The organism is Heyndrickxia sp. FSL W8-0423 (assembly GCF_038009395.1).
Classification (GTDB): domain Bacteria; phylum Bacillota; class Bacilli; order Bacillales; family Bacillaceae_C; genus Heyndrickxia; species Heyndrickxia sporothermodurans.
The window spans coordinates 1,383,570-1,404,309 of record NZ_JBBPBE010000001.1; the positions used below are offsets into that span (position 1 = coordinate 1,383,570).

Annotated in this window: 20 protein-coding genes; 17 read left to right on the forward strand and 3 right to left on the reverse strand. The window is 35.3% G+C overall.

Annotated features, from left to right (window positions below):
• The first annotated feature begins 10 nt into the window (after nucleotides 1-10).
• The 9 genes from MKY81_RS06965 to MKY81_RS07005 all read left to right on the forward strand — a co-directional run bounded on the left by MKY81_RS06965 (nucleotide 11) and on the right by MKY81_RS07005 (nucleotide 10,323).
• Nucleotides 11-1,225: a restriction endonuclease subunit S gene (locus tag MKY81_RS06965; protein ID WP_341117259.1), complete on the forward strand. Its 1,215-nt coding sequence runs from the start codon at nucleotides 11-13 to the stop codon at nucleotides 1,223-1,225.
• 42 nt (nucleotides 1,226-1,267) lie between these two features.
• The gene (locus MKY81_RS06970) at nucleotides 1,268-4,375 is read left to right on the forward strand and encodes a type I restriction endonuclease subunit R (protein ID WP_341117261.1); all 3,108 of its coding nucleotides are present in this window, start codon (nucleotides 1,268-1,270) and stop codon (nucleotides 4,373-4,375) included.
• 13 nt (nucleotides 4,376-4,388) lie between these two features.
• Entirely contained in the window at nucleotides 4,389-5,114 is a 726-nt protein-coding gene (locus tag MKY81_RS06975; RefSeq protein ID WP_227139817.1) for a M48 family metallopeptidase, read from the forward strand.
• 208 nt (nucleotides 5,115-5,322) lie between these two features.
• On the forward strand, nucleotides 5,323-5,706 hold the full coding sequence (locus MKY81_RS06980; protein ID WP_021837194.1) for a TIR domain-containing protein: 384 nt from the start codon (nucleotides 5,323-5,325) through the stop codon (nucleotides 5,704-5,706).
• A 21-nt stretch (nucleotides 5,707-5,727) separates the two neighbouring features.
• Nucleotides 5,728-6,696, forward strand: a complete 969-nt coding sequence (locus MKY81_RS06985) for a caspase family protein (protein ID WP_021837195.1) — start codon at nucleotides 5,728-5,730, stop codon at nucleotides 6,694-6,696.
• Nucleotides 6,697-6,732: 36 nt separating this feature from the next.
• Nucleotides 6,733-7,677: a toll/interleukin-1 receptor domain-containing protein gene (locus MKY81_RS06990; RefSeq protein ID WP_021837196.1), complete on the forward strand. Its 945-nt coding sequence runs from the start codon at nucleotides 6,733-6,735 to the stop codon at nucleotides 7,675-7,677.
• 11 nt (nucleotides 7,678-7,688) lie between these two features.
• The gene (locus MKY81_RS06995) at nucleotides 7,689-8,600 is read left to right on the forward strand and encodes a restriction endonuclease (RefSeq protein WP_341117264.1); all 912 of its coding nucleotides are present in this window, start codon (nucleotides 7,689-7,691) and stop codon (nucleotides 8,598-8,600) included.
• 291 nt (nucleotides 8,601-8,891) lie between these two features.
• The gene (locus MKY81_RS07000; RefSeq protein ID WP_021837197.1) at nucleotides 8,892-9,806 is read left to right on the forward strand and encodes a DUF6414 family protein; all 915 of its coding nucleotides are present in this window, start codon (nucleotides 8,892-8,894) and stop codon (nucleotides 9,804-9,806) included.
• A gap of 13 nt (nucleotides 9,807-9,819) precedes the next feature.
• Nucleotides 9,820-10,323 carry a hypothetical protein gene (locus MKY81_RS07005; RefSeq protein WP_041844912.1) on the forward strand — a complete coding sequence of 168 codons (504 nt, stop codon included), beginning with the start codon at nucleotides 9,820-9,822 and terminating at the stop codon, nucleotides 10,321-10,323.
• A gap of 529 nt (nucleotides 10,324-10,852) precedes the next feature.
• Here the strand turns inward: MKY81_RS07005 and MKY81_RS07010 are convergent.
• Both MKY81_RS07010 and MKY81_RS21090 read right to left on the reverse strand, forming a co-directional pair.
• Nucleotides 10,853-11,731, reverse strand: coding sequence for an IS3 family transposase (locus MKY81_RS07010; RefSeq protein ID WP_382920601.1), 879 nt, complete (start codon nucleotides 11,729-11,731; stop codon nucleotides 10,853-10,855).
• Between the two features lie 38 nt (nucleotides 11,732-11,769).
• Entirely contained in the window at nucleotides 11,770-12,081 is a 312-nt protein-coding gene (locus tag MKY81_RS21090) for a transposase (RefSeq protein ID WP_063440906.1), read from the reverse strand.
• Between the two features lie 404 nt (nucleotides 12,082-12,485).
• On the opposite strand from MKY81_RS21090, the gene MKY81_RS07015 reads away from it, so the two are divergent.
• From MKY81_RS07015 to MKY81_RS07025, 3 genes are all read left to right on the forward strand, one after another.
• On the forward strand, nucleotides 12,486-12,746 hold the full coding sequence (locus tag MKY81_RS07015) for a hypothetical protein (RefSeq protein WP_066229970.1): 261 nt from the start codon (nucleotides 12,486-12,488) through the stop codon (nucleotides 12,744-12,746).
• A 442-nt stretch (nucleotides 12,747-13,188) separates the two neighbouring features.
• Complete coding sequence (locus MKY81_RS07020; protein WP_341117266.1) at nucleotides 13,189-14,205, forward strand: transglutaminase-like domain-containing protein; 1,017 nt, start codon at nucleotides 13,189-13,191, stop codon at nucleotides 14,203-14,205.
• 183 nt (nucleotides 14,206-14,388) lie between these two features.
• The gene (locus MKY81_RS07025; protein ID WP_328019055.1) at nucleotides 14,389-14,745 is read left to right on the forward strand and encodes a hypothetical protein; all 357 of its coding nucleotides are present in this window, start codon (nucleotides 14,389-14,391) and stop codon (nucleotides 14,743-14,745) included.
• A gap of 154 nt (nucleotides 14,746-14,899) precedes the next feature.
• Here the strand turns inward: MKY81_RS07025 and MKY81_RS07030 are convergent, their stop codons facing one another.
• On the reverse strand, nucleotides 14,900-15,469 hold the full coding sequence (locus tag MKY81_RS07030) for a Uma2 family endonuclease (protein WP_107920422.1): 570 nt from the start codon (nucleotides 15,467-15,469) through the stop codon (nucleotides 14,900-14,902).
• Here MKY81_RS07030 and MKY81_RS07035 point away from each other — a divergent pair.
• The 5 genes from MKY81_RS07035 (at nucleotide 15,462) to MKY81_RS07055 (ending at nucleotide 20,707) form a co-directional block, all read left to right on the forward strand.
• Nucleotides 15,462-15,689 (forward strand): hypothetical protein, encoded by a 228-nt coding sequence (locus MKY81_RS07035; RefSeq protein ID WP_202759751.1) that lies wholly within the window; start codon nucleotides 15,462-15,464, stop codon nucleotides 15,687-15,689. The two genes, MKY81_RS07030 and MKY81_RS07035, sit on opposite strands and share 8 nt — an antisense overlap.
• 113 nt (nucleotides 15,690-15,802) lie before the next feature.
• A complete protein-coding gene (locus tag MKY81_RS07040; RefSeq protein ID WP_066229982.1) occupies nucleotides 15,803-16,786 on the forward strand; it encodes a LacI family DNA-binding transcriptional regulator in 984 nt (327 codons plus the stop codon).
• 149 nt (nucleotides 16,787-16,935) lie between these two features.
• Entirely contained in the window at nucleotides 16,936-18,177 is a 1,242-nt protein-coding gene (locus tag MKY81_RS07045; protein WP_066229985.1) for an MFS transporter, read from the forward strand.
• 72 nt (nucleotides 18,178-18,249) lie between these two features.
• The gene (locus MKY81_RS07050) at nucleotides 18,250-19,659 is read left to right on the forward strand and encodes a glycoside hydrolase family 32 protein (protein WP_066229993.1); all 1,410 of its coding nucleotides are present in this window, start codon (nucleotides 18,250-18,252) and stop codon (nucleotides 19,657-19,659) included.
• Nucleotides 19,660-19,711: 52 nt separating this feature from the next.
• Nucleotides 19,712-20,707, forward strand: a complete 996-nt coding sequence (locus tag MKY81_RS07055) for a carbohydrate kinase family protein (protein WP_108070039.1) — start codon at nucleotides 19,712-19,714, stop codon at nucleotides 20,705-20,707.
• Nucleotides 20,708-20,740: the final 33 nt, after the last annotated feature.

Below are 20,740 nucleotides of genomic sequence, written 5' to 3' on the forward strand. Positions count from 1 at the left end.
TGAAAAATACGTGAATGAAGAATATATTAAGACGAGTATTGGATTATTACCTAAGGATTGGTCAGTACTAAAAGCTGGAGAAATATTTAGTAATCATACTAATAAAAATCATAAGGGAAATTTAGAAGTATTATCTGCAACACAAGATAGAGGTATTATCCCTCGAAGTCAATTGGATATTGATATTAAATATGATATGGATAGTCTGAAAAATTATAAAAAGGTAGAACCTGGAGATTTTGTAATAAGTCTTCGTTCGTTTCAAGGAGGAATAGAATACTCTAAGTTTGAGGGACTTGTTAGTCCTGCATATACAGTACTAAAAAACGAAATAGAAATAGATGGAAACTTTTACAAATACTTATTCAAAAAAGAGGACTTTATCACAAGGCTAAATTCAGTTATCTATGGAATCAGGGATGGTAAACAAATTGGATATAATGATTTTAAAGATTTAAAAGTTCAATATCCTCCTTTAGAGGAACAAAGGAAAATATCTTCCATCCTTTCCACATGGGACAAGGCGATTGAACTAAAAGAAAAGCTAATTGAGCAGAAAAAACAGCAGAAAAAAGGGTTAATGCAGAAGTTGTTGACGGGTGAAGTGAGATTGCCTGGGTTTAAAGGAAAATGGAAAGAAGTAAGAATAAAAGATTTAGGTACTTTAAAAGGAGGAAGTGCTTTTCCTGAAAAATATCAAAATGTAATAAGTGGTAAGTATCCGTTTTTCAAAGTATCTGATATGAATAATGAAGAAAATGAGAAGTATATGTTAAATGCAAATAATTATATTAACGAAGAGATTCGCTCAGAAATAAAAGCAACCATCATTCCAAAAAATTCAATTATTTTTGCAAAAGTAGGAGCAGCACTTTTATTGGAGAGAAAAAGAATACTTAAATATGATTCTTGTATTGACAACAATATGATGGCCTTAATTGTAAAGGAAAATATTGATTTTAACTACGTTTATTATTTGTTACTTAACATGAAATTAAGTAGATTCTCAAATGTAGGAGCCTTACCATCATTGAACTCAAATGATGTTTATAGTTTAAAATGCAGATTACCAATGGATTATGATGAACAGAAAGCTGTAGCGGAATTATTGTCTCTTTTTGATAAAGAAATAGATCTCTTACAGAATGAATTAATACAAATAAAACAACAAAAGAAAGGCCTTATGCAGTTGCTTTTAACCGGAAAAGTCCGAGTAAAGGTATAAACACCTTACTCTTCCCTTATTTTTTCAACAGGAGGTGTGAGGATGGCAAGGGAGAAGAGTTATGATGAACGGTATATAAGCCAGGGTCCGGCAATTGAGGTATTACAGAAGTTAGGATATCAATACCTATCACCGGAAGAAGCAGAAAGAATGAGGGGAAACCTACATCATGTATTGTTGACAACCGTTTTAGAGGAAAAGCTAAAAGAGTTGAATTCTTATGAGTATCAAGGTCAAATTTATAACTTTAGTGAATCCAATATTCGCCAAGCCATTCGTGATTTAGATGAGCCTTTGACAAATGGACTGGTGAAAACGAATGAAGTGATTTATGAGACCATCATGAACGGGAGAAGCTATACGGAGTTTTTGCCGGATGGATCGAAAAAATCGTTTACCATTCAATATATCGACTGGAATAACATCGAAAATAATGTGTTTCATGTGGTGGAAGAATTTGAAGTAGAGCGCATGGATGGGCGCGGTACTGTAAGGCCGGATATTGTGTTGTTTGTGAACGGGATTCCTTTTGCCGTCATTGAATGTAAAAAAGCGTCAATTTCTATGAATCAAGGAATCAGTCAAATGATTCGCAATCAAGGAAAAGACTATGTGCCACAATTGTTTAAGTTTATTCAAATTGTGATGTCCACTAATAAAAATGAAACCAAATATGCAACATGCAATACTCCGAAGAAGTTTTGGTCTGTTTGGAAAGAAGAAAAAGCGGAATGGCTGCAGAACTGGCTGGATAAAACAGTGGAAGGCAGACTGCCAACCATGCAAGATAAGAACATCATTTCACTGTTTCACCCCGAGCGTTTGCTAGAGTTAACCCAGTTCTTTACCTTATTTGATAAAGACGTGAAAAAAGTAGCCCGTTATCAACAATACTTTGCCATTAAAGAAATTATAAAAACGATTGAAGAACGAGATGAAAACGGCAATCGTCAAAGCGGCGTGATTTGGCATACACAAGGTTCAGGGAAATCACTAACGATGGTGATGTTGGCCAAGTATATTTTATCTGAGCTGCGAGGTTACAATCCGAAAGTTATTGTCGTAACGGACCGAGTTGAATTGGATAAACAAATACATAAAACATTCAGCCATACAAGATTAAAAGCAAATCGTGCAACTTCTGGAAGTCATTTAGTAGATTTAATAAATGATAACCATTCTGATATTGTCACGACTTTAGTTCATAAGTTTGATACTGCGTCTTCCAAACAAAAGCCAATTGAATCAAGGGATATTTTTGTTTTAGTGGACGAATCACATCGGACTCAATATGGCGAGCTTCATCTAAAAATGAAGAAAGTATTCCCAAATGCTTGTTATCTCGGCTTTACGGGGACACCATTAATGAAAAAAGAAAAGAACACATTGATCAAATTCGGCAAACTCATTCATAAATACACAATTGCCGATGGTGTTCGGGATAAAGCGATCGTTCCCCTTTTATATGAAGGAAAAATGGTGGAACAATCGGTGAATCAAAAGGCGATCGATCATCGTTTAGAAATGATTACACGCAATCTGAATGACAAGCAAAAAGAGGAAGTAAAGCAAAGATGGAGCAAATATGAAAAACTTGCTTCTTCGGAACAGAGAATTTATTTAATTGCGGAAGATATTAACAAACATTTTGTAGAAAACTATAAAACACAAGGAAGCCAATTCAAAGCGATGTTGGCCACCAATAGTAAAATTGAAGCGATACGCTATCTTGAGGCTTTTGAGGAACTGGGTGATTTGAACTGTGCCGTTGTCATATCCCCGCCTGATCAACGGGAAGGACATGAAGTAGTAGATCAGGAATCGAAAGATAAAGTCCAGCAGTTTTGGAAACGAATGATGGATCGCTACGGAACGCCTGAAAAATATGAGGATGCGATCAAAGATGAATTCGTAAACGGCGACGAACTGGATTTGCTGATTGTCGTGGACAAATTGCTGACGGGTTTCGATGCGCCAAGAGCGACGGTGCTTTATGTCGATAAGCCAATGAAAGAACATACACTGTTACAAGCCATAGCCCGGGTCAATCGTCTTTATGAAGGAAAAGATTATGGATTAATCATTGATTACCGTGGTCTGTTGGACAAATTGGATGAAGCGATGCAGATGTATTCTGGAGCAGGGTTGGAAAACTTCGATCCTGAAGATTTAAAAGGTGCGATTTATGATGTTATTAGTATCATTGGTTCGTTAAGGCAATACTATTCCGATTTACTGCAAATATTTGCACCGATTAAGAACAAAAATGATAGGGAAGAGTATGAGGTATGGTTGGAAGATGAAGAACGTAGAGAAGGCTTTTACAACGTTTTAAGTAATTTTGGAAGAAATCTTAGTATTGCTTTAGAATCGGAAAAAATCTATAATGCCTTACCACCTGAAGAACTGCAAAAATACAAAAAAGACTTCAAGTTTTTCCAGGATTTGCGAAAAACTGTAAAGCTAAGGTATTCGGATACGATTGACCATAAAGAATATGAGGCAAAAATGCAGAAGTTGATGGATAACTACATTTCTGCAGAGGAAGTCATTCGTATTACTAATCCAGTTGATATTTTAAATACAAAGGCTTTTGAAGAGGAGATAGAACGACTTGGTTCCAAACGTGCGAAAGCCGATGCGATTCGGACTCGTTTAACAAAGAGTGTTCATGCAAAATGGGACGAAAATCCTTCCTACTACAAAAAGTTTTCCGAACGAATACAAGAAGCCATTCAAGAATATCGAGACAAAAGGATCTCCGAAGCTGAATATTTGAACCGTATGAAGGATATTATGAAGGATTATCAGAGCGGTCAAACAACGGAACAATATCCTAACGTGATTAAAGAAAATCGCAATGCACAAGCCTTTTATGGCGTTACAAAGGACATTTTGAGTGAAACGAAAGAAACGGCTGCAAGTTATGACACGAATACGTTAGGTGAGTTGGCATCCGAAATGGATAATATCATAAGGGAACATCAAAAAGTAGATTGGCATGATAATTTGGAGATTCATAATCGAATTGCACAAGAACTGGATGATCTTCTCTTTGATTTTAAAGAAAAGCACAATATAGATATTGACTTTGATACGATTGATAAGATCATTGAGCAAATCAAAACGGTTGCTCTAAGACGTTACTAAGGTAGGTTTTAGAATGGAAAAACATCAGATCGAGTACGCAAATAGAGTCATTGATTTCGTTCTGAAACGTAAAAACGTGAAAAATGTAAACCTCAATGTCAAACCGGATATGACGATAGAGGTTACTGCAAATGACAGAGTACCGTTAGACTTTATTTCTGATTTTGTAAAATCAAAAGGCTCGTGGATTCTCAAAAATGTGGGGCAATTTAAAGACGTTCAGCCTTTAAAGCAAAGTGAAAGAGAATATGTAAGTGGCGAGACATTTAAGTATTTGGGAAAACAATATCGCTTACGGGTTCAGAAGGCAACGGAAGAAGAAATGGTAAAATACTTCCGTGGCTTCATCTATTTGTATGTGAAGGACACTGATAATGTTATCCGAAAGGCAAAGCTGCTGGACGAATGGTATCGAGAAAAAGCCCAAATAACATTCAATGCGTCGCTTGAAAAAATGTATCCATTGGTACAAAAATACGGAGTAGAGAAACCAGAAATTGATATAAGGTTGATGAAAGCACGATGGGGTTCTGCCTTAATCGATAAGAATACAATTCTTTTGAACTCAGAACTTATAAAGGCACCGAAATACTGTATCGACTATGTGGTTCTACATGAACTCATTCATTTTAAGTACAACGATCACAGTGAAAACTTCTATCAAATGCTTTATTCTTTGATGCCGGATTGGGAGAAGAGAAAAGCAATTTTGGATGAAGAAGTTGTGAAGGATTTATGATAGTGAATTACTGTTTATATTAAGAAGGCAGTTCCATTTGCAAAAAAGGATACTGCCAATCTGATAGCACTGATTAATTTCAGTGCTTATTTATTTTTTGAAAAGATTTTACTTGGAATTTTGGTGCAGATGTTATATACTGTATTTAACAATTAAGTCATACGCTTTCAGTAAAATGAATTTTGAAAATAGAAAGGATTGAATTTGTATGTCAAAAAAAAGAGTGTTTATAAGTTTTGCAATGGAAGATCAGAGTTTAAGAGACTTTTTGGTAGGACAAGCAAGAAATGATAATTCACCATTTGAATTTGTTGATATGTCTGTAAAAAAGCCTTGGGATTCAGCCTGGAAAACAAATTGTAGGACTAGAATAAAGGGGTGTGATGGTGTATTGGTTATAGTTACTAAAAATACTAAAGAGGCTGATGGCCAGTTATGGGAAGTGAAATGTGCTAAGGAAGAAGAAATCCCTACCAGAGGAGTGTGGGGTTATAAAGACGATAAGCCTACAAGTCTACCAACAGAGCTTGAAGGTGTAAGAATTGTTAATTGGACATGGGATAACATTGCGAACTGGATTAAAACGTTGTAATAGGAAAGGAGATTCCCTTAGATGAGAAAAGCATTAGTTGTTGGTATTAATAATTATCCTTCTGCACCGCTTCATGGGTGTATAAATGATGCTACATCATTTGCTAGTATCATAGAGAATAACGGTGATGGTTCCCCAAATTTTGACGTTAGATTGAATACAGATGTTCCTACTAAGTCAATTCTAAAGGAAATGATCCATGAACTTTTTCAAGGCGAAAGTGATACAGCATTACTTTACTTTTCAGGACATGGTTATATAGATGATGTAGGTGGATATATTGTAACACCTGATATGCGACCACATGATGTTGGTGTTTCAATGGATGAAATACTTACTATAGCAAATAACTCAAGAGCAAAGGATAAAATCATAATATTGGATTGTTGTCATTCAGGGGCACTAGGTACTCCAAGAGTGAGTGGAGCTAATGCTACCCAAATTGCCGAGGGTGTTACTATTTTAACTGCAAGTAGAGATTATGAGTACTCTCTTGAGGTAAATGGGCAGGGCGTTTTTACAACGTTATTATTGGATGCTTTAAAAGGTGGGGCTGCCGATTTAAGAGGGCATATCACACCTGGAAGTATTTATGCTTATATTGATCAGGCTTTGGGTCCGTGGGATCAAAGACCAGTATTTAAAACTAACATTTCAAGATTTACATCATTACGAACAGTGATTCCACAAGTTCCGGTAACAACAATTAGAAACTTAGTAAAATATTTTCCGAGTCCAGAAGAAGAGTATAGATTAGATCCTTCTTTTGAAGATACCAATTCTCCCAATATAGAGCATAAAGTAATTGAGCCATATGCAAATGAAGAGAATGTATCTATTTTTAAAGAACTACAAAAACTCGAAGGAGTAGGCTTAGTAGTTCCGGTTGATGAAGAACATATGTACTTTGCTGCAATGAATTCAAAATCTTGTAAACTTACAGCTTTAGGCTATCATTACTGGAGGCTTGTAAAGGATAGAAGAATTTAATTAACTAATGAATATATATGGGGATTGGAAGTGAATATGTTGAAAAGGATTTTTATCTCTTATTCATGGGAAAGTGAAGAACATAAAAAGCTAGTGAACGATCTTGGTGAAAAACTTGAAAATGATGGATTAGAGGTTACTATTGACCAGTGGGATGTACGACCTGGTGATGAATTAGCTTTATACATGGAGAGGGCTATTAAAGAATCTGACTATGTATTGATTATATGTTCTGAGGGGTACAAAACAAAAGCTGATAACCGAATTGGTGGAAGTGGATATGAGGCAAAAATTATAACATCAAACATATTAGCAAATCAACATATTAAAAAATTCATTCCAATTTACGTTGGTGGGGAATGGGATAAAGTCGCTCCAGAATTTATTAAGGGGAATATGTATGTGGACTTAAGCCAACCAATAGGAAGTGCATCGTTTGAACAGAATTACACAGATCTATTAACGACGGTATGCAATGTAACAATAAGAAAAAAGCAAAATGTTGATACTAGACTTCAACTTGCCAAAAGAATGGGAGTCAAAGCTGAAGAAATAGTATTTGAAGAAGAAGGTAAAGATGTAAAGATAGAAGGTATAATTACCGATGAGGTAACTATCCCAAGGAATGATGGAACTCCAGGATCTGCATTATATAGTGTTCCTTTCAAATTGAATAGGATTCCAGACTATACTTGGTCGAAAATTTTTGTACAATGTTGGAATAGACCTCCACGATTTACTTTGATGCACCGCCCAGGAATTGCAAGAGTTGTATCAAATAAAATAGTTTTAGACGGAACTACGATTGAAGAGGTAAAGAACTATCATAGGGATACGTTAATTTTGGCTGTGAAAGAGGCTAATAAGAAATATAATGAGTATATGCTCATGAAAGAACGAGAGGAAACTAATAGAATCCAAAAAGAACAACAACACTATTCAAACGTATTAAAACATGCTAACGAGATTGAATTTGACTAAGGGGTGATTAAATGGCTGTTCCGGGCTATCAAGAGTTTATGTATCCATTTCTACAAATGTTGAAAGATGGGAAAGAACATCGATTACAGGATCTCTATATTGAATTAGCAGAACACTTTAATTTAACTGAAGAAGAAGTTTCCCAGACATTACCAAGCGGTAAGCAAACCTTATTACATAATAGAGTTGGTTGGGCAAGAACTTATTTGAGTAAGGCGGGGCTAATTAAAGTTATAAGAAGAGCGGTTTTTTGTATTACTGAAGAAGGAATGAATGTAATAAATAATCTAAATGTTACTCGTATTGATAAGAAATTTTTAACTCGTTACCCGAGCTTTAATAAATTCATTAATAAGAATAATGAATCAACATTTGACAATGAAAAACCTAGTAATGAACAACAAACTCCCTTAGAAATCATTGATGAAAACTATAATATCCTTAAAAAGGAACTTCAGGATGCTATTTTAGAGAAGATATTAGAATGCTCACCAGCATTTTTTGAACGTTTAATTGTCCAACTATTAGTTTCGATGGGGTATGGCGGTTCTGTAAAGGATGCTGGTCAGGCTATTGGACGAACCGGAGACGAGGGTATAGATGGTATTATTAAAGAGGATGTCTTAGGATTAGAGATGATTTATTTACAAGCTAAAAGGTGGAAAAAAGATTCTACAGTTGGAAGACCAGAGATTCAAACATTTGTTGGTAGTCTTGTAGGAAAACAGGCGTCAAAAGGCATCTTTATCACAACTGCAGCATTTTCCAAGACCGCATATGATTATGCTAATTCAATAGACAAACGGGTAATATTGATTGATGGTCAACAATTAACTGATTTAATGTTTAAATACGATGTTGGAGTTACAAATGAAGAAATTTTTGTAACCAAAAGATTAGATAATGATTTTTTTGAGGAATAAAGAAGCCTTAGTCATATTTACTTATTGTCGATAAAGGAACAATTTTTTAGACAAATTAAAGCAGGTAAATTTCATTTTTCTGCTTTAGGGTCTGCAAATTGGGGGGCAGACCCCAGTTTTTCTATTAGTAGTGAACTTAGTATCTAAGTACAATAGTAAGTCACCTGAATGCCGTCAAAAGTCCAATAGGTGACTTATATTACTACCTTTAAATGGCATCGATTTCAACGCATGATAGAATCATTAAATTTATAAAAATTCTACTTAATGCAGATGGGAGAGTTTTATAGAATGGAAAATCTATTTAGAGATTTTATCTATATGGATACAGAGAGACTGAAGTCCATTGTTGCTCAACTTAATAAAGGTTTAATAGAAAGTACTTCTACTACGGTTACTGACGGAGATGAAAGTAAAATAAATGCAGGAGTAGACTTCTTGAAAATATTGAAAGTTGGGAGTGAAAGTTCTTTTCTTTGGCAGAATCAAGCTACTGAAAGCCATACTATGCATGATTACCTATATAACCTTGCTGAATCATCATTAAACGAAAAAGATCTGTTAACTAATATTCCAGGTGATTTTGGAATTGAAAACATATCCAATCCCGACAAGATGGCAGGAAACTTAACTTCAACTTCATTTATATTGGTGAAAGGGAAAACTATCATAAATGATTTTACTTATATGCAAAGAATTTTGGAAAACTTTGATGATATATTGAAGTCTGTAATAACTGGTGAACAATCAGCAGATAAGAAATTCGAGAAGGCAAACCAAACACAAAGAAATAAAATGGTACAGGAAAGAATAAATGAATATAATCTACCGAAAGACATAAAGAAGGCATTGCAGGTTTTTTTAAAAAACTTTTATAATGATAGGGTAGTTATTAAAAACATTCCGTTTGTTGAAAGACCTAATTTTAGGTTTGTAGGAACATTGAATAAACTGTATTTAAGAGAAAGCATAGAAAATATTATATACAAGTATGGCACAGCACCGCAAGATGATTGGTATATGTTTGCACAAATTGCATCTATCCCTAACAAAACTACTGATGCAGTGGATTTGTCTTTTAATCAAAATGACCTTGAAAAAGGATTGCAGACTGTTTTCGATGCTTTAAGGGATATTGAAAAGTCTGGACTATCTATTTCATTTCCTGAAATTGCAGTTACACCAATTGCGATATATCGTCAATGAAAGAGGTGTAGTAATGTCTAACCAATTTTATTGTTATCTTTTAAGATTGAATGAATATGATCGTAAAATTAGATTAAGCGATAGCCTTGCAGTGAGCTTAAACGAATTTCAAGAAAGATGGAATAGTTACGCAGTAGAATTTAATTACCCTTATAGTGATCTTGAAATAAGTATTGATAATAGGATTCTTAATATTAAGTTAAAAGGAAATAAAAACATTGCCTTTTTAGGTGACATCATTGAGTATGATAATGAAAAGATATTGAAGAGTATCAATATGATTGCGTCAGGTGATGGTAGTACACAATCAGGGGCAAATATAATTATCGCAATAAGTATCTTAATTGCTTGTTTGAATCCACAGGAAGATGTTGAATTTAGAAATAATATATTTAGAGACTTGGGCTTACTCGATATAAAGTTCGGAACAAAGAGTGCAATTATAGTAAATGACTTTAAATATGCAGTAAATTTCACTAAAGAGCTTGGTTTATGGTTTTCAATAAGTAGAAAATAACAAAGACGAGTGTACTAGATTCTCGTCTATCTTTTTGCCTCTTAAATCACCACGGTAAACTATAACAGTAAATTTAACTTTAGGTGAATTCCACTACTCTTGTTATTCTTGTTCTACAGACAGCACACTACACATGTTGAGTGCGTTGCAAAATTAATACTAATGTAAATTAAAAGAGCCAAGCCTATATGGCTCTTTTAATTTTGAGCTGTCTTTGCCTATGAAATTAAAATTAGGGACTACATCGTGTAGAACAAATTGGGAAGCAAAAAAATTCGGGCCGTGCTAAGCATCAATAAAAAGGTGACAATCGGATTAACCCCCGAATTTTGGACAGTATTTCTCTTAATCTCACTTTATCTTAAAACTACATTCTTTTTCGTTTCCTTTTGTCCTTTTGAGATCATAGCCATTGCTTCCATTCCTTCAAGGGTAAAGGCTACGCCCGACTATCGTCGCCCTTGATTCCATTCCAGAAATGGCTGAAATAATTTTTGGGACAAAAGGAAGAAAAAAATGGAAGGGGCGATTAAACCCGTACCTCTTTGATTTTCACGTTTTCACATTGTTGCTTTTCATAAAACTCATTTGGCGATAAGTCTAAAATACTAGAATGCATGCGTCTTTCGTTATAAAACACCATAAACTCTGCGACTGATTCATAGGCTTGTGCATACGTTTCAAATTGCCATCTTGATAAACAATCATCTTCAAAAATTCTATGAAAAGACTCAATGTGAGCATTCATATTTGGCGTTTTTGGTGGAATTCTTTCATGTTCTAGTGTATATTTTTTACAAAATTCTTCAAAGGTATGGGAGATAAACTGTGGCCCATTGTCTGTGCGAATCACAGGTTTTTCCCTTTCATTTATCTGCTGGCGCTTGAATAATGCCCGCAAAAGAGTTTGTTTTAGGTCTTTTGCTGTGCAGCTTAATCCCATATAGTATTCGACAATACTACGATCATAAACATCGATGATGGACAATACAAAGAAGAATCGGTCTTCACCTTCGATGTAGCCATATTTAATGTCAATTTCCCATAATTTGTTCGAACTTTTAATCGTCCGATTTCGTGCTAGTTTTCTAGGGTATGAGACTTTCTTTTGCCGTTGCGGGCGTAAAATATCAAGTTCTTTGCACAACCGGTAAACTTTTTTCTTGTTAATGATAAGATGGTATTTTCGACGAAGTAATTTTGTTAATTTACGATAGCCATAGTTGAAGCCATCGCCTGCAATTTCTTCAAGTAGGTATTCTTTGATTTGTTCGTCAGATACCTTTTGGCCGTCCTCTTTGATGGAATAACCGGGTGCTGGCCGTCCCTCACTTACTTTCTTCTCTTCCACACGATAGTTCTTTTGATAATAGTATGTGGATCGAGAAATACCAATGATTTTCAGCACTTTTTTGATCGGGTAGCCTTTTTGAATCCAACTATCGGCTACTTCAAGTTTTTCAGCAAGTGAGGGTTTTTCTTTTTTATAAGATCTCGTAGAATGGCGATTTCAAGGTCTTTTTCACCTAATATTATTTTTAGCTTTTCATTTTCCTCGGATAACTCTTTAGAATCAATATCTGGCAGCACAGTAACATCTACTTCACCGTATTTGCCATCTTTATATTCACGAATCCAACGACTTACCATGTTCGGATTCAGTTCGTATCGACGTGCTACTAACGAATTATTGTCTGTCTCAGTGGCTTCTTTTACGACTTGTAATTTGAAATCTTTTGAGTGTTTTGTTCGTTTCATTATGTCAGCCTCCTTGGTACATTAAGTAGTATAATATTTATTACTCTTACTGTCCAAGTTCATTTAGGGGCTATAGAGCAATGTTTTATGATAATATGGAATTAATAGTTTTGTTAGGAAGAGTGATCTAGATATTACACTAAATTAAATAAGGAAAAGAGACGATTTAAATTAAAAAATATAAAGTTGAGTGGGTGGTATTCAACGCCTACAATCTTCCTTCTAACTATTTAAAAAGAGTCTATCCTAGCATATGCGAGGGAAGAAGCGGAGAAGGGCAATGGAAGAGGCTAAAATGGTTTAAAAAGTGTTCTTACAGAGGCATGTATGTTATCTGGAGCAAACCTAGTGTTAGAATAAAAAAATAATGAAATAATATCACTTATGAATGGAGGCGCATGTGAATGAAATGGTCTGAAGTACGTCAACATTTTCCGGAACGGTGTGTCTTAGTAGAAGCTTTAAAATCAAAAACAAGAGGAAAAGAAAGAATCATCGAAGAGATGTCAGTAATTGATGACTTTGAAAACGGCAATGCAGCATGGAAAGTGTATAAAAAACTGCATTCTGAAAATCAAAACCGCGAATTATATATCTTTCACACCAATAACGAAGAAATAAAGGTAATCGAGCGGTCATATATAGGAGTGCGTAGAAGAGTATGAAACTTCAAATGGATAATCACTATACGGACTATATGGGGGTTCAGCGCTATTTGAAGACACCCTAGCGTTGGGTAAGATTTTAATATCAGGCTGTAATATCCTTTAATTGCAAGTAGTTCAGTTTTGGAGTACAAAATGAAAATTAGTACTTCAAATTGGACTACTTTTTTTGTATGCCTTCGATATACAATTCAACACACATATTGGTATAATTTTGTGGCAAAAGTTGATTAAATGTTAGAATTTTAGAATAACTATGTATCCTTAAATATGAAGTTATCATTTAACAACTCAGAACAACAAAATGACCAATAAAAGTATAAATATAAAGGGGGCGGTTAATTATGCTAAATCTAAAACAACTAACTGGGGTTAAAAAGATTTGAACGGACGTATCATACCCCTATAAACTACCGACGTTCTAAAAAAACGGAGGACTTAAATGGTAAGTTATGTGAATGAAATTGAACAATTAATCAATGGTAAAGTTTCTGATGTCAAAAAATCAGCTTCAAAGGTTAATCAGGCAAGGAATCAAGATAAGTGGGAAGGCACTCAAATTGAACAAATATTTAAACAACGAACCTATTGCCATCCCAAAGCTGATATTATTGTAGATTTAATTAGACAAATTCCTAGCCAATATGATAATCAGCAAAAAGTATATTGGATATTCAATTGGCTGGTATCGAATATTAATTATAGCCGTCTAAAGCAGCCCCATTTTCCATTAGTACGAACAGATGTTGACACACTTTCATTAAGGGAAGGGACCTGTGGGGATTTTTCAAATTTATTCGTTTCTTGTATGCTTCATTTGGATATTCCAACAAAATATGTTCGAGTTAAACGAGATGTTTATAATGACGAACAGGACCATATATGTGCAGCTTTTTTTGACGGGGACCGTTGGATGTTAGTTGACCCAACGCCATCCTACGAGCTTATAAATGGTTGGGATATTCGCCATAAGGAAATTGAATTAATAGAACCTGAAAAACATTGGGAAGAGTTACAAAATGAAGAATACCAATGGTTTTCAATTGCAATGAACAAATATAATGATGCTGCAATTTCTGGAATACTCTTTGCCCCGTGGATTCACGAATCAATTATTCATACTACCAAGGACCAGACAAAAACGGTATTCTTTTTATTAACTTTTGATAAAAACTATAATTGGAAACTATGGGTAACTTATCACGAGCAATCTGCACGGAAAAGGAGCTGTCCTATCCGATTGCGTTCAACTAAGAAAGGGGTTTATGAATGGGACGAGTGTTTAGATGATACACTTGAAGTATGGGATGAAAACCGTTGGGAATCGAAAGGTTTTTTACTAGAAGGTGATTTATCCAGAAATAGCCTTCTAAAAACCGTAATAAAGGAAATAAGAATGGTAGAGCCCTCAATATTAGAAATAATTTATTTTATTGAAGATAGGGCAAATCAAAAATAAATTTAAAATTACCCAATATGTGAAAACGCTTGGAAACCAAACCCTCTTTAATCATTTAGAGTAAATAATTCGTTAAAACCAAATTATTATTGATAGTAACCTTAGTGTGACCTGCACCATCACCTTCTTAAAACAGATGATAGGGTGGAGATGAAGTTTTTACTACATTTCCGACCTATTTTTTTGCCCATATATAGCTTGCATAGATTGGTAGAAATTATTATCCATTTAATTTCTAATAATTTGTTCCTTAATATGCATACTTCCATACTAAACATTAATAATGATGAGCTTGCGGTAACGAATTTTTCGGATAAATTGGCCGAAGGATCTAAAGTAGTGATCGTTGACAGTAAAACAGGTAAAACACTGAACAGCTTTGAGACGAAACATCCAGTAGAAAAATTGTCTTATATTCAACAAAAATTTTATACCGTTGATAATACCGATAACACGATAAGTATTTATGACAATCATGGAAAAGAGCTGAAAACCATAAATGCACCCACAATGGTGATAAATTTTCTCCTTGTACATTAAATTTTTCGGTCTCAAAACAGATTCGTTGATATGATTTTCACTAATTCATCAGTTGCCCACATTGCTTGTAAGTAAGATAATATATGCAACGTAAGAAAAGAGCCTTTCCATAAGGAGTGGCTCTTAAATATTAGGAGAGTCAAATTAAAGTTATCTATGCAAATATTCGATTTAGGTCTAATTTAAAATCGGGAAAAAGATTAACTGAAATTGTATCATCTTTTGTAAAGACTCCCTGAAACTTGTATTGAGCATCGATTAAAAGATGTATTTCTACAGAATTGTTAACCGGGTCAACAATCCAGTATTCGTGTACACCTGCTTTTTCGTAAAGTTGATATTTCTTCCAACGATCTAACTTAACAGATGAAGGTGAAAGGATTTCGATAATCATATCCGGAGCCCCTTTACACCCCTTATCATCAAGCTTTTCTTTATCGCACACAATTGATAAATCGGGTTGAACAACATTATTTATATCATCGTCTCGTTTGTTATCTGCCAAAAGCCGTACGTCGAATGGCGCGAAAAAAACTTCACAATCTTTTTCTCGCAGGAAAACTGAAAAAGCTGTAGATAATTCCCTGAGAACCTGTTGATGCCTGCGTGAAGGGATAGGAGACATATTAAAAATTTTTCCATCAATTAACTCAAGCCTTTCACCTTCATTCCATGTTAGATAATCGGCATATGAATATTTCTCTTTTTCGTTCGGAATGGCCATTAAAACATTCCTTTCAACTTATACTTACCCATATTTTATCATAATCGAAAACCTTACACATCTTTCCGTATTACGATCAGGTGCAGGAGTTAAACGTTTGGATTTTATCGTTTTTTTACCTATTATTCTACTGCCTTACGTTGGAATCCTTATTTTAGATATTTCGCACGAAAAATCAATAAATATAAAACTATTGGAAAGTACGTTCCGGATTTTATAATGTAATATATTGGATTGGTTATCATTGGGTATGTTGGTAATAGGGTGGGCGAATATTCTTTTATGATATAATATAATTGGTTGATTTTTGTAGAGATTGCAGGGGGACTTATAATGAAGCCTAAAATTGAAGACGTGGCAAAATTAGCTGGGGTTTCACCAACTACAGTATCACGTGTTTTAAATAATCGCGGTTACATAAGTAATGAAACAAGAGATAAAGTGCAAAAAGCGATGAATGAACTCAACTATTTTCCTAACGATGTTGCACGTACATTATTCAATAAACGTTCAAACTTAATTGGCTTAATTTTGCCAACAACATCCAATCCTTTTTTTGGTGAACTTACTTTCCATTTAGAGAACATTTGTGCATCTTTGGGATATAAAGTGTTACTTTGTAACAGTTTAAACCAGATTGATAAGGAAGAAAAATATTTAGAGATGTTATTGAGAAATCAAGTGGATGGAATTATCGTTGGCACACATAATCGAGGTATTTTAGATTACCACAAGCAGGGTTTAGCAGTTGTTGCTATTGACCGTTATCTCTCAGAAACGATTCCTGTTGTAAGCTCTGATAATTATGAGGGTGGGAAAATGGCGACCGATCTACTAATTGAAGATGGTTGTAAGTGTATTGCTCTGATAGATGGAGTGGGGGAATTAGAAACACCAGCAAGATTAAGAAGAAAAGCGTATGTAGATTTGATGGAGGAGTACGGAAGGGCCCCCATTATTTATGAAATTCCGGAAGTATTTGATAAGAAAAGCCAGCAGGATGTCATTAGCAGATTGTTTCATGAGTGTCCGGAGGTCGACGGCGTTTTTGCAACAAACGATATATTTGCCGCATCCTTTATAAATGAAGCCACAAGCCGAGGAAAAAATGTACCAGGCGATGTGAAGGTTGTGGGTTATGACGGAACGGAAACAGCTCAAATTTTATTGCCTCAATTAACAACTATTAAGCAGCCTATTGAATTAATCGCCAAAACAGCGATCGATATCTTACTAAAAGAAATAGAAAGAGAATTTACTGATTTTCCACTAGAAACACGGCTCCCTGTTAAATTATCAAAAGGGACATCAGCGTAAAGACATTGCTTATTGCAGTGTTTTTTATTTTTTTATATGTCAACGGGTTGACATATGAAAGCGGTTGACATATAATCTCCTTGAAAGTGCTTTCACCTAAACTATTTTTTTAAAAATAATTTAGACCCTACTATACGAGGAGAATGAACATGAAGGAATCAAAAACTCTCTATTGGAAGTTAAGTGCTTATTTTTTCTTTTTCTTTTTTACTTGGTCATCTAGTTACTCTTTGTTTTCCATTTGGTTAGGGCAAGAGATGAAATTAAGCGGGACAGAGACAGGTATCATCTTTTCTGCGAACGCAATCTTTGCATTATGTATGCAGCCGCTTTATGGTTATATCTCTGACAAAATAGGTTTAAAGAAAAATATCTTGTTCTTTATCAGTATTTTACTAGTACTTGTCGGGCCATTTTATATTTATGTTTATGGACCGCTGTTACAATATAATGTTCTATTAGGTGCAATTGTTGGAGGACTTTACTTAGGAATCGCCTTTCTCGCGGGGATTGGTGCAATCGAATCATATGTTGAAAAAATCGGCCGTAAATATGGTTTTGAATACGGGAAATCAAGAATGTGGGGTTCACTTGGCTGGGCGGCTGCTACCTTCTTTGCAGGACAACTGTTTAATGTCAATCCGAATATTAACTTTTGGGTTGCCTCTATTTCGGCGGTTATACTAGTAGGTATTATCATCTCTGTAAAGGTAGAGATCACAAATCAGGAAATAGAGAGAGCCGAGTCCATTACATTGAAGGATGCCGGACAGCTCTTTTTTTTAAAAGATTTTTGGTTCTTCATGCTGTATGTTATTGGGGTTACCTGTATTTACGGTGTTTATGATCAACAATTCCCTGTATACTATTCATCGTTATTCCCGAATGAGGCAATGGGAAATCAAGTCTTTGGATATTTAAATTCATTCCAAGTATTTTTAGAAGCAGGCATGATGTTCCTTGCCCCATTTATCGTTAATAAACTAGGTGCGAAGAACAGTTTAATTTTGGCGGGATTTTTAATGGCCATAAGAATTATCGGTTCAGGACTTGTTGTTGGACCAATTGGAATTTCATCTATGAAATTAATCCATGCGGTTGAATTACCAATTATGCTAATTGCTATTTTTAAATATTTAGCCGCTAATTTTGATACACGTTTATCTTCTGTATTGTATTTAGTAGGATTCCAATTTGCTAAACAGGTTGGTGAATCGATTCTTTCACCAATTGCTGGCCGATTATATGATAGTATTGGTTTTCGTCAGACCTATCTCACACTGGGTGTGGTTGTCCTAACCTTTACCATTATTTCAATTTTTACTCTATTAAACTCTAAAAAAAACAAAAGAACTAATCAACCTGTAGGTATGTTAGAAGAAGTCGTGTAGGAGGTTTTGTAAGTGTTAACACAATCTAAAATTCAACAAGCAGAAGAAGCCCTTCAGAAGGCAAAGGTGAAAATGAATCATCGGTATCGATTAGGATACCATATCATGGCTCCTGCAAACTGGATTAACGATCCGAATGGTTTAATTCAGTACAAAGGGGAGTACCACGTGTTCTATCAACATCACCCATTTGATGAAAATTGGGGACCTATGCACTGGGGACACGTGAAGAGTAAGGATTTGGTCCACTGGGAACACCTGCCGATTGCCCTTACACCGACAGAAGACTATGAAAAAGATGGTTGCTTTTCAGGAAGTGCAGTAGATGATAATGGGGTATTAACCTTAATTTATACAGGGAATATCTTTGTTGATCGTGAAAAAGATATAGTTGATCAATCACAATGCATTGCGACAAGTGTAGATGGAATTCATTTTACAAAAGAAGCCGCCAATCCGGTGATTTCAAAGCACCCAAAGGAAGGATCCGGACATTTCCGGGATCCAAAAGTGTGGAGACATGGGGAGTACTGGTATATGGTTCTAGGCACTCGAAAAGGAAATACCGGTAAAGTGATTCTGTATAAATCAAAGGATTTAAGACAATGGGAGTATCTTGGTGTCTTGGCTGAAAGTGATGAAACCCTTGGGTATATGTGGGAATGTCCGGATTTTTTTGAACTCGACGGAAAATATGTCTTAATATTCTCGCCACAAGGTATGGAAGCAAAAGGAGATTTATATAATAATCTGTTTCAAACAGGTTACTTAATCGGTGAGTATGATTACGAAACAAATAAGTTCATACATGGTTCCTTCACTGAATTAGATCATGGGCATGATTTCTATGCTGTCCAAACACTCCTAGATGATAAAGGCCGCCGAATCGCGATTGGCTGGATGGATATGTGGGAATCAAATATGCCAACGAAGGAAGATGGCTGGTGTGGTGCATTAACACTGCCAAGGGAATTAACATTAGGAGAAAATATCGAAATCTTAATGAATCCTGTTGAGGAGTTAACTTTTTTACGTGAATTAAAGAATAGTGTATGTACCGATAAATCTTTCTCTGGAACTCATTTAGTTGAAACAAAAGAGGATCTAATTGAATTAAAGCTAGAATTTGACTTGACGAAAACCGCTGCTGAATCTGTTGGCTTGAAAATTCGTGGAATTAACCAAGAAGAGACTACATTACTGTATCAAATAGAAAATCAAAAGTTAACGCTCGATTGCACTAAGTCCGGTAAGGGTGAAGATGGGGTTAGACGAACAAAGGTCGAATCGAATCAGGTACTATCCTTACGAGTGTTTATTGATCGATCCTCTATAGAGGTATTTGTTAATGATGGTCAGGCAACGTTGACTAGCCGCATTTATCCCAAAGAGGAAAGATTAGGTATCGAACTATTTACTGAAAATGGCGATGCCCATGTAATTGATTTTACCTATTGGAAACTAAAGGATATATGGAGATAAAATACAAAGGAACAAGCGTTATGCGCTTGTTCCTTGTTTTGGGGTGAAAACATTGAAAAAAGTTTTTTGTATTGGTGAAACATTAATCGATTTTATTCCAGCTCAGAAAAATAAAACATTGAAAGAAGTCACCAGCTTTGAGCGAGTTGCCGGCGGGGCACCCATGAATGTTGCGATAGCTGTAGCGAAATATGGTGGCAACTCTGTCATGTTAACTAAAATAGCCAATGACCATTTTGGCGATTATATAATGGACATACTTAAGGAAAATGGAGTAGACACTTCATACTGTTTACGAAGCCATGAAGGCGAGACCGGGTTAGCGTTTGTTTCTGTGGATCAAAATGGGGAAAGAAGTTTTAATTTTTATCGGAAAAATGCCGCAGATTTATTGCTTTCACCAGAAGAGGTAAAGTCAGAATGGTTTCAGCCGGGGGACCTTCTCCACTTTTGTTCAGTTGATTTAATTGAAAGTCCGATAAAACTAACACATAAAAAGGTTATTGAAGATTTTAGGAGAATAGGCGGAATTGTGAGCTTTGATCCAAATGTCCGGCTTCCTTTATGGCCAGATGAAGAGAGCTGCCGCCGAACTATTCATGAATTTTTGCCGTTGGCCGATATAGTAAAGGTTTCTGATGAAGAATTGACTTTTATAACTGGGATTGAAACAGAAAATGAAGCAATCCAATCTCTTTTTACAGGAAATGTAAAAGTAGTGATTTATACAAAAGGAAGTAAGGGAGCTGTCATTTATTTGAAAAACGGAAATCACTATGAAGACAAGGGATTTAAAGTGACAGTAGCTGATACAACCGGCGCGGGTGATGCTTTTATCGGGGGATTCCTATCAGAATTACAATCACTAGACATAACGATTGAGAATCTTTGTGAAAAAGTTAGCGAAAACCATCAGCGAATCCTTGCATTTGCTAATGCAAGTGGGGCCCTAACTGCCTCCGTTAAAGGAGCCATTCATGCTGCTCCGGCCAAACATCATGTATTGAATTTCATCGCTACTCAACGGGATAAACAGTGTTTACAATGAAAAGATTTAGAGACTGGTAATGAAATTCTGGCG